The following is a 14,412-nucleotide window of genomic DNA, read 5'->3' as shown; positions in this document are numbered from 1 at the left end:
ACGGGAGCCGGGCCGCGGCGCCGCCGGACCGCACGCGGCACCGGTACGCCGGCCTCCGCGCCGCCGCGCCCGGGTGACGCCCGGATCTCGCCCCGCCCCGGCCGCTCACCTCGGCACGGGTGCGGCCCCGGCCCGGTGGGCGGCCCGGTCGAGTGCCGGGCGGCCCACCGTGGCCGGGTGTGCGCGTCACGCGGCCGGCCGGACGTCCGCGAGGAGGTCGTGGGCGGCCGCGAACTCGTCGCGGTGCCGCCGGGCGGCCGGGTGCGGCGCGTGTGCGCAGAGGCGGGACTGCAGGCGGCGCACCTGGATGGCGGCCCGCACGGAACCGGCCCGGATCGCATCGTGCAGCGCGGCCGATCCGGCCGCGCAGGCGCGCTCCACGTCGCCGCCGTCCGCGAGCGCGCGGGCCAGCCAGGTGCGGTGCAGCGCGGCGGTGCGCGGGCCGGGCGCGGCCCGCGCGGCCAGGAGCAGCGGGCCCACCGCCCGCATCGGCCGGCCCAGCGCGGCCTGGCAGCGACCGGTCATGCCGGCCAGCTCCTCGGGGGTCAGCCAGTAAAGCCAGGCGGGGTCGTGCCCGGGGTCGGCCCGGTCGGCCGCGCGCCGGGCCGCGGCGAGCGCGACATCGGCCTCGCGGTGCCGGCCGGACAGCGCGCAGGCCAGCGCGGCGCGGTGCAGCAGCAGCGCCCGGCCGGTCGCGCCGCCGGAGCGTGCCGCGCCGGACCAGGCGGTGCGGGCCAGCAGCAGACCGGTGGCCGGATCGCCGGCCTCGGTGAGCAGGTGGCTCGCGGAGGACAGCACGTAACCGGCGAGCGGCCGGGCCCCGGCCGCGTGCGCGGCCTGCAGCGCCACCCGGTGCGCCGCGACCGCGGTGCGCCACCGGCCGGCGTCCGCGGCCACCCAGCCGAGCAGCTGTGCCCCCTCGGCGACCGACGTCAGCCCGGCCACCCCCGCCGGGCCGGGTTCGGCGTGCGCGGTGATCAGCCGCCGGCCCAGCGTGCCGGCCAGGTCGGCGCCGCCGACCAGGTCGTCCAGCCGGCGCAGGCCGGGCAGCCCGGCGGGTCCGGCGGCGCCCGGCGCGGTCACCACCGTGCCGGCCAGCCGCAGCAACCGCCGGGTGAGCGCCGGTGCGGCCCGGGCGGCCGGCACGTCCGCGCCGGACGGCGTGGCCAGCCAGGCATGCGCGGCGCGGCGCAGCCGGGCGGTCTCCGCGGCCGGTGCCGCGGCGGGCCCGGCCGGGTGGGCGGCGGCGCGGCCGGGGAGCGCGGCGGCCGGGCCGGGCCGGGCGGGCAGCGCGCGGCGGACCGCGGCGGCGGACCGGGCCAGGTCGGCCGGGTCGGCGCCGAGGACGGTGGCCAGCCAGCGGCGCCAGAACGCGCTGGGCACGCGCTCGGCGCGCTCCCAGCGGCTGATCTCATTGCGGGTGATCGTGTGCCGGCCGGACGCGGCGCAGAGCTGCTCCGCCACCCGGTCCTGGCTCCAGCCGAGGCCGCGGCGCAGCGCGGTCAGCAGCGGGCCCAGCGGACGGGTGTCGGGTGGGGGATCGAACATGGACATGTGCACACTCCCTTGCCGGACGGAACCGATGGCGCTGACCCCCGCCCGGGCGGGTGCCCGGGCTCGGCCGCATCGGCCCGGCCCGTCGCGGAGGGCCGGTGACCAGTGCGGGAACGCGTGTGGTGACGGGGTGCGTTCGACCGTGATTTATACGCTGGGGGTACGACGGTTCTGCGGGGGTGACGGCGTGGGGCAGACTGCGTTCATGTACCCGTTACCGGCTGCTCCCCGGTTGGCTGCGCTGCGTGGTGTTCCGCACGCGATTCCGTACCAGGGGAGCAAGCGGGTTCTGGCCCACGCGATCGTGCCGCTGCTGCCGGAGGGGACCGCCGACCTGATCGAGCCGTTCGCCGGGTCGGCCGCGGTCTCGATCGCGGCGAGCCACCTCGGCATCCCGCGCCGGGTGCGGCTGCGGGACGTCAACGAGCCACTCATCGCGCTCTGGCGGCGGATCCTGGACGAGCCGGACGCGCTCGCCGACGACTACGCGGCGCTCTGGGAGGCACAGCGGCCGGACCCGGACGCGTTCTACCGCCGGGCGCGCGACGACTTCAACGCCGGGCACGCGCCGCACCTGCTGCTCTACCTGCTGGCCCGGTGTGTGAAGGCGTCGGTGCGCTACAACCGGCACGGCGAGTTCAACCAGGCGGCCGACCGGCGGCGGCTCGGCGCCCGGCCGGCGCTGATGCGGGCCCGGATCCGAGCCACCTCGCGCGCGCTGGCCGGTGCGGACGTCACGGCCGGTGACTACCGCGCGCCGCTGACCGGTGCCGCCGCCGCGGACGTGGTCTACCTGGACCCGCCCTACCAGGGCGTCTCGGCGAGCAAGGACCATCGGTACATGCGGGGGCTGCACCGGGACGAGTTCTACGCCGCGCTCCGGGACGCGGTCGGCGCGGGCGTGTCGTTCCTGCTCTCCTACGACGGCAGCACCGGCGGGAAACGGTACGGTCCGGCCGTACCCCCGGATCTGGATCTTCTTGCCCTGGCCGTGCCGGCCGGGACGTCCGCGCAGGCCACGCTGAACGGATGCCCGCTGCCCACGGTGGAATCGCTGTACGTCTCACCGGCACTGCGTGACCGGCTCGGCGGCACCGCACGCGTGCTGGAGCGGTTGTCGGGTGGCCGACCGCCGGTTCACCCGGCCTGAACCGGCGCCGCGGCCTGAGCGGCCGGTAAAGTGCAGGGGTGAGGGCGCATGACCTGGGACGAAACATGACCTGGGACGAAACATGACCTGGGACGAGTACGCGACGGCCTGGTCGGCGTTGCACGGAGGCTTCGACCCGAGACGTGCCTCGTTCCTGGTGCGCGGCTGGCTGCGGCTGGCGTTCGTGCTCGGCCGTCCGCTCGGCCGGCTCGGTGTGCCGCCCACCGCGGTCACCGTCGTCGGGCTGCTGATCTGCGCCTGCGTGCCGCTGGTCGTGCTCGCCGACCGGACCGCGGGCCCGCTCGCCGGTGCCGCGCTGGTGCTGCTGGCCGGTGTGGCCGACAGTGTGGACGGCGCGGTCGCGGTCACGTCCGGGCGCGCGTCCCGGATCGGCCACCTCTACGACTCGGTCGCCGACCGGCTCGGCGAGGCCGCCTGGCTGGCCGCGTTCTGGGCGGCCGGTGCGTTCGGCTGGCTCGTCGTGGTCGCCGGTGCGCTCTCCTGGCTGCACGAGTACGTCCGGGCCCGGGCCAGCGTCGCCGGCATGCGCGAGATCGGCGCGGTCACGGTCGGCGAGCGGCCCAGCCGGGTCTCGGTGGCACTGGTCGGCCTGCTGTTCACCGGCGCGGGAGCGCTGATCACCACGGAGCTCGCGGCCGGCACCGCCACGCTCGCGATGGTGGTCTGGGTGCTCCTCGCCGGTTACGGCCTCTGCCAGCTGCTGGCCGTGGTGCGCCGCGCGCTGGCCTGAACCACCCACGGGACGGAGGGCGCGGATGCGCCGCATCGGAGCCTGCCTGCTCACGGCCGGCCTGCTCGCGCTGGCCGGCTGCACGTCCGGGGCGGAACCGGAGCCGGAGCCGGTCAACCCGCTGGCCGGCGCGCGGTTCTTCGCCGCCACGCCGAACGTGGCCACCCGGCAGGCCGACGAGTACGCCGCGGCCGGGCGTGCCGAGGACGCGGACGCGATCCGGCACATCGGCGAGCAACCCACCGCGGTCTGGTTCACCGGCGCGTCCACGGACACCGTGACCCGCGCGGCCACGCTGGTGGCGGACGCGCGGACGGCCGGGCGGCTGCCGGTGATCACCGTCTACAACGTCCCGGGCCGGGACTGCGGGTCGTTCTCGGCCGGTGGCGCCGCCGGCCGGGAGGAATACCTGACGTGGGTACGCGCGCTCGCCGCCGCGCTGGCCGGCGAGCCGGTGCTGATCGTGCTGGAGCCGGACGCGGTCGCCCAGGCCGTCGACGGCTGCGCCGGCCCGCCCGCCGAGCGGTACGCGCTGCTCGCGGCCGCGGTGGACGCGTTCGCGGCGAACGAGCGGGCCCGCGTCTACCTGGACGCGGGCAACGCCAGCTGGATCGCCGACCGCGACCGGCTCGCGTCGGCGCTGCGCGCGGCCGGGATCGCGCGGGCCGCCGGGTTCGCGCTGAACGTCTCCAACTTCGAGACCACGGAGGCGTCGGTCACGTACGGCACCCGGCTGTCCGAGGCGCTCGGCGGCGCTCACTTCGTGATCGACACCAGCCGCAACGGCAACGGGCCGAACGCGGCGTCCGGCGTCGCGCGCTGGTGCAACCCGCCCGGCCGGGCGATCGGCGCGGACCCGACCACGGACACCGGCGTGCCGCGGCTGGACGCGCTGCTCTGGGTGAAGCGGCCGGGCGAGTCCGACGGCGAGTGCGACCGCGGCGACCCGCCCGCCGGTGCCTGGTTCCCGGAGTACGCGCTGGCGCTGTCCGGCCGGCCGGTCAGCCCCGAATGATCTGCTCCGCCGCGATCCGGGCGGAGAGCGCGACCATCGGCAGGCCACCGCCCGGGTGCGCGGAACCGCCGACCAGGTGCAGGCCGCCCACCGGACCGCGGTTCGCCGGGCGCAGCAGCGCGTGGTTCGCGGTGCCGTAGATCGCGCCGCCCGGCGCGTGCGCGGACACGGCCAGGTCCGCGGGCGTGCGGACCTCCCGGAACACCAGCCGGTCCCGCACGTCCGCGCCGCGCGCGGCCAGCAGATCCAGGACCCGGTCCGCGTACGCGTCCGCCAGCCCGGGCCGCCGCCAGTCCACCGCGTCCGCCGCCAGTCCGTGCCGGGGCGCGTTGACCAGCACGAACCATGCCTCGTGCCGATCCGGCCGGGTGCTCGGGTCGTCCGCCACGGTCACGAACACGGTCGGGTCGGCCGGTGGCCGGGCCGGCACGCCGCGGCCCGGCGCACCGAAGACCGCGTCGAACTCCGCGTCGTAGTCGCGCGGGAAGAACACCGTGTGGTGCGCCAGCCCGGACTCGCCGCGCACGCCCAGCAGCAGCACGAAACCGGCCAGGCTGCGGTCGGTCAGCGCGGCCAGCCGGCGCGGCGACGGCAGCAGGTCGCGGTAGAGCGTGAGCGCGTCCACGTTCGCCACCACGGTGGACACCGGCACCCGGTGCGCGGTGCCGCGCGCGCCGCGTACCCGGATCGCCTGCACCCGGCCGCCGGTCGCCTCGATCCGGGTCACGGTCGCGCCGGTCTCCACCACCACGCCGAGGTCCAGGCACAGCGTGAGCAGCGCGTCGGCCAGCCGGCCCAGACCGCCGCGCAGGTACCAGCCGCCGAAGGCCAGCTCCGCGTACGGCACCGCGACCAGCGCGGCCGGGGCGCGGCGGGGATCGGCACCGGCGTACGTGGCGTACCGGTCGAGCAGCATCCGCAGCCGCGCGTCGTGCAGGTATTCCCGGCCCAGCCCGCGCAGCGTGCGGCCGGGCGCGATCGCGGCCAGGTCGCGGACATGCCAGGCGAGCCTCGCGAGGTCGGCCGGGCCGTCGAGCGGACTGCGCAGCACGTCGCGCCAGGACGCGTGCCAGACGCGCTCCGCGCGGGACCACAGCCGGGACCAGTCCGCGGCGGCCCGCGCGCCGAACGCGGTGTCGATCCGCTTCGTGAACTCGGCCGGGTCGGCGCAGGAGTCCAGCGTGGACCCGTCCGGGAAGTGGTGCCGCACGATCGGGTCGAGCCGCACCAGGTCGAGGTGGTCGTGCAGGTCAGCCCCGACGTCCGCGAACAGCTCCTCGAAGACCTGGGGAAGCGTGAACAGGCTCGGCCCGGTGTCGAACGTGAACCCGTCCCGGGAGTACCGGGCCAGCTTCCCGCCGACCGTACCGGCCCGCTCGTAGACGGTGACGGAGTGCCCCGCCGCTGCCAGCCGGGCCGCGGCCGCCAGGCCACCGACCCCCGCTCCGATCACCGCTACCGCCGTCACCTGCCCTTTATAGGGCATCGGGCTAGAAGCGGTTGTGCTGGGTGTTGTGGTCGCCGATCTGGACGCCCTTCGCATCGCGCACGTCGACGCCCGGGTGCGGCGCGGGAGCCGGCGCGGGCGCGACGGCGGCGGGACGGCGCCAGGCCAGCCAGGAGACCGCGACGCCGAGCGCGCTCAGCACGACCGACGCGATCACGCCGCCGATCGACACCCACTTCTCGGCGCGGTCCAGGCCCTCGCCGCCGAGGACGATCACCAAGCCGGTGATCCCGGCGGCGAGCAGCACCACTGCCACGATCACCTTGACTGTCCGGCTCATCAGGTCATCATCGCGTGTGCGGGCAACACGATGCCACAATGGACGCATGTCCGGGGTAGAGGTGATCACCGCGGCGCTGGCGGCGGGGGCCACGGCGGTCGCGCCCGGCGCGGTGCACGCCGGGGTCGCGCTGAAGAGCCTGCTCGGCGGCTATCTGTCCGCGTCCGCCGAGGTGCTGGAGACGGTGGAGAGCGAACCGGGCCGCTGGCGTGCGCTGATCGGTGACGAGCTGGTCAGCAGCGGCGCCGCGACCGACGCCGCGGTCCTGGCCGTCGCGCGGCGGCTGCTGGAGCTGACCGAGGGCGGCGGGGGCGGCGTGCGGATCAGCGACTCGCGCGGCGTGCAGGTCGGCGACCACAACACCCAGCACAACACGTTCAGCTGACGGCGCGGCCGCGCCAGCTCAGCCGGCCGCGGCGGCGCAGCGCGTGCGAGCGGAGCGTCAGCCAGGCCAGCAGCGCGACCGAGACCGGGTGGGCGAGCGCGTCCGGCCACGCCCGGCCGCCGGTCGCGTGCGCGGACCGCACCCGTCCGGCCACGCCGGCCAGCGTGGCGAGCAGCGCGCACCCGGCGGCGGTGAGGTGACCGGTGGCCGCGGCCGCGAGCGCGGTAAGCGGCGGCAGCGTGTAGCAGAACAGCAGGAACAGCAGCACCGGTACGGCCGTGGGCAGCGGCCCGAGCGAGGCCCAGAGCGACTTGCCGTACCCGTCGGCGAGGTCCCGCCAGCCGGTGTACATCCGGCACCGGGCCACCGGCGTGCCGTCCGCCAGCGCGATCCGCCCGCCGGCCCGCTTGACCGCGCGGGCCAGCGCGATGTCCTCCAGGATCGCCGCGCGCACCGCCTCGTGGCCGCCGCTCCGGCGGTACCCGGCCGCGTCCGCGACCAGCAGCTGACCACCGGCGGCGGCGAGCGACGGGCGGCGCGAGTGCTCCATCGCGCGCAGCGGCAGGAACGTGAGCCAGGTCCACTGCAGCAGTGGCTGGACGAGACGTTCGCCGGGGCTCACCGCCTCCAGCCGCGGGTACGGGCTGAGCAGGTCCACCCGGAGCCGGCGGAGCAGCGCGGCGACGCCGGTGATCGCGTGCGGGTGCTCCAGGACCACGTCCGCGTCGATGAACACGATGATCGGCGCGTCCGTGGCGGCGGCGAGCCGGTGGCAGGCGTGCGGCTTGCCGAGCCAGCCGGGCGGCGGGGGCGCGCCGGTGAGCAGGCGGACGCGGGGGTCGTCACCGGCGATCGCGCGGACCACGCCGGCGGTGCCGTCGGTGGAACCGTCGTCGAGGATCACGATCTCGGCGACGCCACGCTGGGCGAGCAGCGCGCGCAGGCAGGGCTCGACGCGGTCCGCCTCGTTCCGCAGCGGGAGCAGGACGGCGATCGGCTCAGCCGCCGTCTCGGCCGGGACCGGCCGGTGCAGGAGGCGCGCGTTGACCAGCGTGTGCAGCGTCAGCGCACCGGCCGTGACGGCCTGTGCGGCGGCGAGCGCGAGCAGCGGGTCGGGCACGGCAGGTGTCAGTGGCGGGGCCGCGGGCCGGCGCCGGCCCCGATCAGGTCGCCGGTCGCGCGCGCGGTGGACCGGCCGCGAACCAGCGTGACCGCCAGCGGAACGGCCAGGACCGCCATGCCCGCGCCACCCCAGACCGCGGAGGCCGGCAGCCCGAGGAAGACCGCGTGCGCCAGGATCGACGACCCGTAGGTCCACAGGTACAGCGCGTACATCGGCGCGTCCGCGACCGTGACCGGCCGGTCGGTGGAGACGGCCAGCAGCGCGGCCACGACGAGCGCGAACAGCAGCCAGCCCAGGTAGTTCGTCACCGGGATCCCGGGCACGCCGGGCAGCGCCGGTGACGTGTCGTGCCAGGACCAGTGCCCCTCCGCGACCATCTGCGGGTCGAGGAACAGGTCCCACGCGGCCAGCCCGGCCGCGGCCAGTAGCACCCGCGGCACCGTCCGGGAGACCACCCGGCCCGCGGACAGCCACGCCGGCCAGGTCATCCAGGCCCAGGCCAGCGGAATGATCAGAGGTACGCCGAGCACCTTCGGGCCGAGCTGACCGGAGTAGTCGTACCCGCCGAACGGGAACCCGGTGTGCACGCCGGTCGCCTCGATCAGGAACCCGCCACCGGCCGCGATCACGATCAGAGCCACCGCGGTCCGCGCGCCCCGGGTCGCGGCCGCGTGCCCGACGGAGATCGCGAAGCCGAGCACCACGGTGGCGATGGTCAGGCCGTTGCGCGCGTCGCCGTGCGTCAGCGGATAGCAGATCTGTGCCAGGACCAGGACGGCCACCGGCAGCCAGCGGGCTGTCACAGCTTCTGGTCGGCGGGTAGCGGCAGCTCCCGGCCGAGCACCGCGAACGCGCGCTCGTCGCCGGGGAAGTGGAAGTCGCGCAGCACGTCCACGTACCCGAACCGGCGGTAGAGCCGCCACGCGCGCGACGCCTCCTCCGGCGCCTCGGGCGTGGAGAGCAGCGTGGTGCCGCCCTCCGCCATGGTCAGCAGCGCGCGCAGCTGGCGAGCGCCGATGCCGTGGCCCTGCGCGGGCGGGCTGACGTGCAGCTCCACCACCTCGAAGCAGTCGCCCAGCCAGGTCTTGCGGTCGGTGTCGGCGAGCGCGCCGCGCACCTGGTCGTGCCACCACTGGCCGGACGCGGACGTGTAGCCGTAGCCGAATCCGGCGAGGTGCCCGTCCGTGGTGAGCGTGGCCACCGCGCGGAAGCCGGGGCGGCGCGCATGCGTCGCCACGTAACCGCGCCGGGCCGCGAGCAGCTCCGCCCGGTAGCCCATCGCGTCGCCGTACACGGTGATCACGTCGTCGATCCGGCGAAGCAGGTCGTCCGGCGTCCACGGCACGAGCCTCATCGTCCCCCGCTTCCCTTCCCGCCGTCGTCCGCCCATCCCAGCACCGCGGGGTCGCCGGCCAGGTCCAGCACCGCGAAGCGGGCGAACAGCTCCTCCGCATACCACCGGGCCTCGGGGGTCCGTGCGATCGCCGCGCGGTGCTGCGGGTGACGGTACGCGAATTCCAGGAGATGTGCCGTGCTCCGCCACACGCTGATGGTGCCCTGCCACCCGATCGGTGCCTCGCCGATGCCGAATCTGCTGAGCACGCCGTCCGCGTCGTGCAGCGCGGCGGTGACCGGCGGGATCGCGCGCCAGAACGTGAGCGCGCGGGCCGGGGCGAGCCGGGCGCGGGTCAGGGCCAGCACCGGGCCGTCCGTTCTAGAGCCATTTTCCGGTTCGAAAGGGGTACGGCCGGACCACGTACCCCGGCTGTGCAGCGGCCGCAGATCGGCCCGGACCGCGGACTCGCTCACCCGGGCCCACGCGCGGCCGACCGCGGACGTGTCGAAGGCCGCGGCGGCGGCCGGGTCGTCCCAGACGGTGACCGCGGCCCACCGGGTGAGATCGGCGTCACCCGGCCCGAACGTGGTGCCGGTGCCGGTGCCGAGCAGCTTCGCGAAGCGGACGCCGGGCAGCGCGCGCAGCCGGCGCCGGTCCACGGCCATCCGGGTCAGCACGCCGCCGAGCGCCCGCCGGGGCACCCGCCAGACGTGCAGCGTGGTCAGCGCGGACAAGGCTCAGGCCGTCTGCGGGTAGAGGTTCGGGTCGCTGGTGGAGAGCACCAGCCGGTCCCAGCCGCCGGTGGTCCGCAGCGCGCCGGCCTCGTCCACGACCAGCGCCTCGTACTCCTCCAGGCGCATCAGCCAGTCGAAGCCCTCGGCGCCGCGGGCGACCGCCGCGATCGCGAACACGTCCGCCCAGAGCAGCGACGGCCCGGCCACGGTCACCGACCGCAGCGCGGTGGCGTCCTGCCCGGTGTACGGATTGATCACCAGCCCGCCCCGGTGCGCGGCACCGGCGGTGGCGACCGCGCCGGTGGCGATCGCGCAGACCCGGAGCATGCGGTTCGGCTCGGCCGGGTCCTCGATGCCGACCCGCCAGACCGGGTGACCCGGCACCGTGGTCAGCACCACGTCACCGCCGGCGTTCAGGCAGAGGTCGTGCCCGTCGAGGTCGGCCAGCCGGTCCGCGATCCGCTGCACCGCCCAGCCCTTGACCAGGCCGGACGGGTCGTACCGGTAACCGCCCTTGGCCTCCGGGTCGGGCAGCCACGGGTTGAAGAAACCGTCGGTGCGGGTGTGCGCCTCCTCGCAGAGGCCGTGCACGGTCCGGATCGCCGGGTGGCAGCCGGAGAAGTCGATCTCGCCACGGTTGAGCCGGGCGATCTGGCTGTCCGGATGCGCCGGGTTGAACATCGCGTCCACGGCCCGCAGCTCCACGAAGACGCCGGCCACGTGCTGGGCGACCTCGTCGGAGTCCACTCCCGGGCCGCGCAGGTGGACGCTCACGGGCATGCCCATGATCTCTTCCACCCAGGCACGGCGCGGAGGGGTGCTGGTGCTCATCCCGCACACGATATGCGCCACGGGCGTCCGCACAACAGGGGGCCGCCCACGATCCGGCGACCTCAGACCGCGGTGCCGGTGATCTCGGCGATCACGGTCTTCGCGGTGTTCACCGGGATCGCGAAGCCGACACCGATGTTGCCGGTGGAGTCGCCGGTGGTGGCGATCGCCACGTTGATGCCGATCACCCGGCCGGCCGTGTCGACGAGCGCACCACCGGAGTTGCCGGAGTTGATCGCCGCGTCCGTCTGGATCAGGTCGGAGAGCGTGGTGGTCCGCTGCTGGTTCTGCACGCCACCGAACGGGCTCTGCGGCTCCTGCTCGCCGGTGTCCTCGCTGGTCTCCCGGTGCAGCGCGGAGACGATGCCGGAGGTGACCGTGCCCTCCAGGCCGAGCGGGCTGCCGAACGCGAGCACGGTCTGCCCCGCGGTCAGCGAGTCGCTGTCGCCGAGCACGGCCGCGGTCAGGCCGGCGGCGTCCGCCAGCTGGATCACCGCGAGGTCGTGCGACGCGTCCGTGCCGACCAGCGTGGCGGGCACGGTACGCCCGTCCGCCAGGTCCACGGTGATCGTGCCGCCGTCCGCGACGACGTGGTTGTTCGTCAGCACCAGCCCGCCGGTGCTGATGATCACGCCGGAGCCGAGCGAGGCGCTGCGCCCGCTCTGGATGTTGATCGTCACGATGCTGGGCGAGACCGCCTGCACCACGCCGCTGAGCGTGGTGATCGTTTCGGCGCTCGCGGCCGTCACGGTGGCCGCGGTGGCCGAGGACGTGCCGGTGGGCGTGCCGTCGGTGCCGAGCGCGTTGCCGATCACGCCGCCGGTGGTGCCGGCCGCCAGGGCCAGCGCGAGCGCGGCGGCGGCCAGCCTGCCCCGGCGCCGGCGCGGACGCCCGTTGCCGCCGATCGGACCGCCGCCCATCGGCGGGTACAGCGGCGGAGCCGGGGGAGCGGGCGGGGCCGGGGGAACGGCGGGCAGCCCGAGCGGCGACAGCGCGGCGGGCGCGTAGGCGGGCGTGCCGGCGAGCCCGCTGCCGTAGGAGTGGGCGTTCCCCTCGTACCGCTGAGGGATGTTGATCTGCTGCTCTGGGCGGTGCATCGCGTCGGTCATGTCATTCACGGTGCGCCCGGAGGATCTGCCCCGGCTTGGTCTTCGCTGTGAGTAATCTGAGGAAAGTTGATCTAGGATCGCGGATCGATCAACCGGATGCCGGGCACCGCGGGGCGATCCATCGTGGTGAGCGCGTCCGCGGCCGCGGCCAGCCCCATCGTGTCCGCCACCAGCAGATCCGGCCGCAGCGTGCCGGACGTCACCAGCTCCAGCAGCGCCGGATAGGCGTGTGCGGCCATCCCGTGGCTGCCCCGCAACTCCAGTTCACGAGCGATGACCAGATCCATCGGTACGACGGGCACGCCGGTCGCGGCCGGCAATAGTCCCACCTGCACGTGCCGGCCCCGGCGGCGCAGACTGCGCACCGAGCTCGCGCAGGTCGCGGCGCTGCCCACCGCGTCGATCGACAGGTGCGCGCCGCCGCCGGTCAGGTCGCGGATCGCGGCCGCCACCGCGTCCGCACCGGCCATCGCCTCCAGCACCACGTCCGCGCCGTGCCGCCGGGCAAGGTCGCGGGCGCCGGCCGAGGTGTCCACGGCCACCACCCGCGCGCCCGCGGCGTGCGCGATCATCACGGCGGACAGGCCCACGCCGCCGCAGCCGTGCACCGCGACCCACTCACCGGCCGCGACTCGGCCCTGTGCGACCACGGCCCGGAACGCGGTGGCGAACCGGCAGCCCAGCGACGCGGCCGCGCTCGCGGACAGCTCGTCCGGCAGCCGGATCAGGTTGATCGCCGCGTTCTCGATCGCGACGAACTCCGCGAACGAGCCCCAGTGGGTGAAGCCGGGCTGTGTCTGCCGCTCACACACCTGCTGGTCGCCGGTGAGGCAGGACGCGCACCGGCCGCACGCGCAGACGAACGGCACGGTCACCCGGTCGCCCGGCGCCCAGCCGGTCACGCCGGTGCCGGTCCGCGCGATCACGCCGGCGAACTCGTGACCGGGCACGTGCGGCAGCCGGACGTCCGGGTCGTGCCCGCGCCAGCCGTGCCAGTCGCTGCGGCACAGGCCGGTGGCCTCGACCCGGATCACCACGCCGCCGGCCGGGGGCGCGGGGTCGGGGACCTCGCGCACCGCCGGCCGCGCGCCGTACTCCTCGAAGACGACCGCCCGCACGCGCGTGCCGTCAGACCGACTCGGCGGCCAGCGCGGCCGCGCCGATGATTCCCGCGTTGTTGAGCAGCTGGGCCGGGACCACCGGGGTGCGCAGGTCGATCAGCGGCAGGAACTTCTCCGCCTTCTTGCTGACGCCGCCGCCGATGATGATCAGGCCGGGCTGCAGCAGCATGTCGATGTGCCGCAGGTAGCGCTCGACCCGGGCGGCCCAGTCCGGCCAGGACAGGTCCTCGGCCTCGCGGGCCCGGTCGGCGGCGCGGGTCTCCGCGTCCACGCCGTCCAGCTCCAGGTGGCCGAGCTCGGTGTTCGGCACCAGCGTGCCGTCGACGAAGAGCGCGGTGCCGATGCCGGTGCCGAACGTCAGCATCAGCACGGTGCCGGTCACGCCGCGGCCGGCGCCGAAGCGCATCTCGGCCACACCGGCCGCGTCCGCGTCGTTGAGCACCGTGACCGGGCGGCCGACCGCCTCGGTGAACAGCCCGGCCGCGTCCGCGCCGATCCAGGACTTGTCCACGTTCGCCGCGGTCTTGGTGACGCCGCGGACCACCACGCCGGGGAACGTCACGCCGACCCGGTCGATGTCGCCGAACTTCGCGGCGACCTCGGAGACCGTGGCGGCCACCCGCTGGACGTCGGCGGGCTGTGGGGTCTCGATCCGGAAACGGTCCGCCAGCAGCGCGCCGGCCTCGATGTCGACCGGCGCACCCTTGATGCCGGAACCGCCGATGTCGATACCCAAGATCACGATGACTCGTCTCCCACGATGCGTCAGTGGTCCGCGCGGGCCGAGCCGTGCGGTGTCTGGAACCCACAGCCTAGTTCTCCCTGGCACCTCGCCCGGTGCCCGCCGCTTAGTTTCAACCTGGACTTATATAAGAGCGTTTTGCTAGCTTTCGGTACGTGCACGCGTTCGACATCCTGGGTGATCCGGTCCGCCGCCGGATCCTGGAGCTGCTCGCGGACGGCGAGCGGGCCGCCGGTGAGATCGGCGCGGTGGTGCAGGCCGAGTTCGGGATCAGTCAGCCGGCGGTCTCCCAGCACCTGAAGGTGCTGCGCGAGCACGGCTTCGCCCGGGTGCGCTCGGAGGGGACCCGCCGGCTCTACGCGGTCGAGCCGGCGCCGCTGCGCGAGGTGGACGCGTGGCTGGAGCACTTCCGTGGTTTCTGGGCGCAGCGGCTGGACGCGCTCGGCACCGAGCTGGCCCGCGGGCGCCGCACCCGCCGCCGCGAAGCCGGGCCGGACGCCGGCGCTTCCGCCTGATCACGGCCCGGAACAGCCCGGCGCCGCACCGTTGCGTTTTTGTCGGACCCAGGGTGTACTGTCTCAAGGAGTTAGAACAAGCGTTCTAACTTGATCGGGTGAGGCGATTCGCGGCGCCGATCCCGATCGCGGTCCCGCGGAGACCGCGGCGGTCCCGGAAGTCGCGAGCCGGGTTCGCAGCACAGGCAGGGCCGCCGCCCAGCACCCTCGACCCCCGGGTGCCGGGCGGCGGACCAGCCGACGCGGGTGCCGGCCGGAC

General features: G+C 75.5%; 16 protein-coding genes. 5 read left to right on the top strand and 11 right to left on the bottom strand.

The genetic code is table 11. The annotated features are described in order from the left end of the window. Window positions 1–186: 186 nt before the first annotated feature. Window positions 187–1,554 carry a helix-turn-helix domain-containing protein gene (locus J2S42_RS12700; protein WP_307238819.1) on the bottom strand — a complete coding sequence of 456 codons (1,368 nt, stop codon included), beginning with the start codon at window positions 1,552–1,554 and terminating at the stop codon, window positions 187–189. Between the two features lie 205 nt (window positions 1,555–1,759). On the opposite strand from J2S42_RS12700, the gene J2S42_RS12695 reads away from it, so the two are divergent. From J2S42_RS12695 to J2S42_RS12685, 3 genes are all read left to right on the top strand, one after another. Then, window positions 1,760–2,704: a DNA adenine methylase gene (locus tag J2S42_RS12695; RefSeq protein ID WP_307238817.1), complete on the top strand. Its 945-nt coding sequence runs from the start codon at window positions 1,760–1,762 to the stop codon at window positions 2,702–2,704. 82 nt (window positions 2,705–2,786) lie between these two features. Beyond that, the gene (locus J2S42_RS12690) at window positions 2,787–3,455 is read left to right on the top strand and encodes a CDP-alcohol phosphatidyltransferase family protein (protein ID WP_307238815.1); all 669 of its coding nucleotides are present in this window, start codon (window positions 2,787–2,789) and stop codon (window positions 3,453–3,455) included. Between the two features lie 25 nt (window positions 3,456–3,480). Then, entirely contained in the window at window positions 3,481–4,470 is a 990-nt protein-coding gene (locus tag J2S42_RS12685; protein ID WP_307238813.1) for a glycoside hydrolase family 6 protein, read from the top strand. Here the strand turns inward: J2S42_RS12685 and J2S42_RS12680 are convergent. Both J2S42_RS12680 and J2S42_RS12675 read right to left on the bottom strand, forming a co-directional pair. Next, a complete protein-coding gene (locus J2S42_RS12680; protein ID WP_307238810.1) occupies window positions 4,457–5,938 on the bottom strand; it encodes a phytoene desaturase family protein in 1,482 nt (493 codons plus the stop codon). The genes J2S42_RS12685 and J2S42_RS12680 overlap by 14 nt on opposite strands. Window positions 5,939–5,960: 22 nt before the next feature. Further along, the gene (locus tag J2S42_RS12675; RefSeq protein WP_307238808.1) at window positions 5,961–6,257 is read right to left on the bottom strand and encodes a hypothetical protein; all 297 of its coding nucleotides are present in this window, start codon (window positions 6,255–6,257) and stop codon (window positions 5,961–5,963) included. Between the two features lie 46 nt (window positions 6,258–6,303). Here J2S42_RS12675 and J2S42_RS12670 point away from each other — a divergent pair, with 46 nt between their 5' ends. Beyond that, window positions 6,304–6,642: a hypothetical protein gene (locus J2S42_RS12670; protein WP_307238806.1), complete on the top strand. Its 339-nt coding sequence runs from the start codon at window positions 6,304–6,306 to the stop codon at window positions 6,640–6,642. On the opposite strand, the gene J2S42_RS12665 is transcribed toward J2S42_RS12670, so the two are convergent. The 8 genes from J2S42_RS12665 to ppgK form a co-directional block, all read right to left on the bottom strand. After that, the gene (locus J2S42_RS12665) at window positions 6,635–7,762 is read right to left on the bottom strand and encodes a glycosyltransferase family 2 protein (RefSeq protein WP_307238805.1); all 1,128 of its coding nucleotides are present in this window, start codon (window positions 7,760–7,762) and stop codon (window positions 6,635–6,637) included. The two genes, J2S42_RS12670 and J2S42_RS12665, sit on opposite strands and share 8 nt — an antisense overlap. Before the next feature lie 8 nt (window positions 7,763–7,770). After that, window positions 7,771–8,568, bottom strand: coding sequence for a carotenoid biosynthesis protein (locus J2S42_RS12660; protein WP_307238803.1), 798 nt, complete (start codon window positions 8,566–8,568; stop codon window positions 7,771–7,773). Continuing rightward, window positions 8,565–9,119, bottom strand: a complete 555-nt coding sequence (locus tag J2S42_RS12655) for a GNAT family N-acetyltransferase (RefSeq protein WP_307238801.1) — start codon at window positions 9,117–9,119, stop codon at window positions 8,565–8,567. The genes J2S42_RS12660 and J2S42_RS12655 overlap by 4 nt, the downstream gene beginning before the upstream one ends. Beyond that, complete coding sequence (locus J2S42_RS12650) at window positions 9,116–9,835, bottom strand: monooxygenase (protein WP_307238800.1); 720 nt, start codon at window positions 9,833–9,835, stop codon at window positions 9,116–9,118. Before J2S42_RS12650 ends, J2S42_RS12655 begins: the two co-directional genes overlap by 4 nt. Window positions 9,836–9,838: 3 nt before the next feature. Further along, the gene (locus tag J2S42_RS12645) at window positions 9,839–10,666 is read right to left on the bottom strand and encodes an FAD:protein FMN transferase (RefSeq protein ID WP_307238798.1); all 828 of its coding nucleotides are present in this window, start codon (window positions 10,664–10,666) and stop codon (window positions 9,839–9,841) included. Window positions 10,667–10,728: 62 nt separating this feature from the next. After that, the gene (locus J2S42_RS12640; protein ID WP_307238795.1) at window positions 10,729–11,775 is read right to left on the bottom strand and encodes a S1C family serine protease; all 1,047 of its coding nucleotides are present in this window, start codon (window positions 11,773–11,775) and stop codon (window positions 10,729–10,731) included. Window positions 11,776–11,846: 71 nt separating this feature from the next. Then, window positions 11,847–12,893 carry a zinc-dependent alcohol dehydrogenase family protein gene (locus J2S42_RS12635; protein WP_307238794.1) on the bottom strand — a complete coding sequence of 349 codons (1,047 nt, stop codon included), beginning with the start codon at window positions 12,891–12,893 and terminating at the stop codon, window positions 11,847–11,849. A 10-nt stretch (window positions 12,894–12,903) separates the two neighbouring features. Then, the gene (ppgK, locus tag J2S42_RS12630) at window positions 12,904–13,638 is read right to left on the bottom strand and encodes a polyphosphate--glucose phosphotransferase (protein WP_307238793.1); all 735 of its coding nucleotides are present in this window, start codon (window positions 13,636–13,638) and stop codon (window positions 12,904–12,906) included. A 155-nt stretch (window positions 13,639–13,793) separates the two neighbouring features. On the opposite strand from ppgK, the gene J2S42_RS12625 reads away from it, so the two are divergent. Then, window positions 13,794–14,153: an ArsR/SmtB family transcription factor gene (locus tag J2S42_RS12625; RefSeq protein ID WP_307238791.1), complete on the top strand. Its 360-nt coding sequence runs from the start codon at window positions 13,794–13,796 to the stop codon at window positions 14,151–14,153. The last annotated feature ends 259 nt before the right edge of the window (window positions 14,154–14,412 follow it).

It is taken from the genome of Catenuloplanes indicus (assembly GCF_030813715.1).
Classification (GTDB): domain Bacteria; phylum Actinomycetota; class Actinomycetes; order Mycobacteriales; family Micromonosporaceae; genus Catenuloplanes; species Catenuloplanes indicus.
The sequence above is the reverse complement of the archived record's forward strand: the minus strand, read 5'-3'. Positions and strand labels throughout refer to the sequence as shown.

Excerpts from the sequence above, each read along its gene's own strand:
- J2S42_RS12700 (WP_307238819.1), bottom strand. The coding sequence starts at position 1,554 with ATGTCCATGTTCGATCCCCCACCCGACACCCGTCCGCTGGGCCCGCTG.
- J2S42_RS12695 (WP_307238817.1), top strand. The coding sequence starts at position 1,760 with ATGTACCCGTTACCGGCTGCTCCCCGGTTGGCTGCGCTGCGTGGTGTT.
- J2S42_RS12690 (WP_307238815.1), top strand. The coding sequence starts at position 2,787 with ATGACCTGGGACGAGTACGCGACGGCCTGGTCGGCGTTGCACGGAGGC.
- J2S42_RS12685 (WP_307238813.1), top strand. The coding sequence starts at position 3,481 with ATGCGCCGCATCGGAGCCTGCCTGCTCACGGCCGGCCTGCTCGCGCTG.
- J2S42_RS12675 (WP_307238808.1), bottom strand. The coding sequence starts at position 6,257 with ATGAGCCGGACAGTCAAGGTGATCGTGGCAGTGGTGCTGCTCGCCGCC.
- J2S42_RS12670 (WP_307238806.1), top strand. The coding sequence starts at position 6,304 with ATGTCCGGGGTAGAGGTGATCACCGCGGCGCTGGCGGCGGGGGCCACG.
- J2S42_RS12655 (WP_307238801.1), bottom strand. The coding sequence starts at position 9,119 with ATGAGGCTCGTGCCGTGGACGCCGGACGACCTGCTTCGCCGGATCGAC.
- J2S42_RS12645 (WP_307238798.1), bottom strand. The coding sequence starts at position 10,666 with ATGAGCACCAGCACCCCTCCGCGCCGTGCCTGGGTGGAAGAGATCATG.
- J2S42_RS12640 (WP_307238795.1), bottom strand. The coding sequence starts at position 11,775 with ATGACCGACGCGATGCACCGCCCAGAGCAGCAGATCAACATCCCTCAG.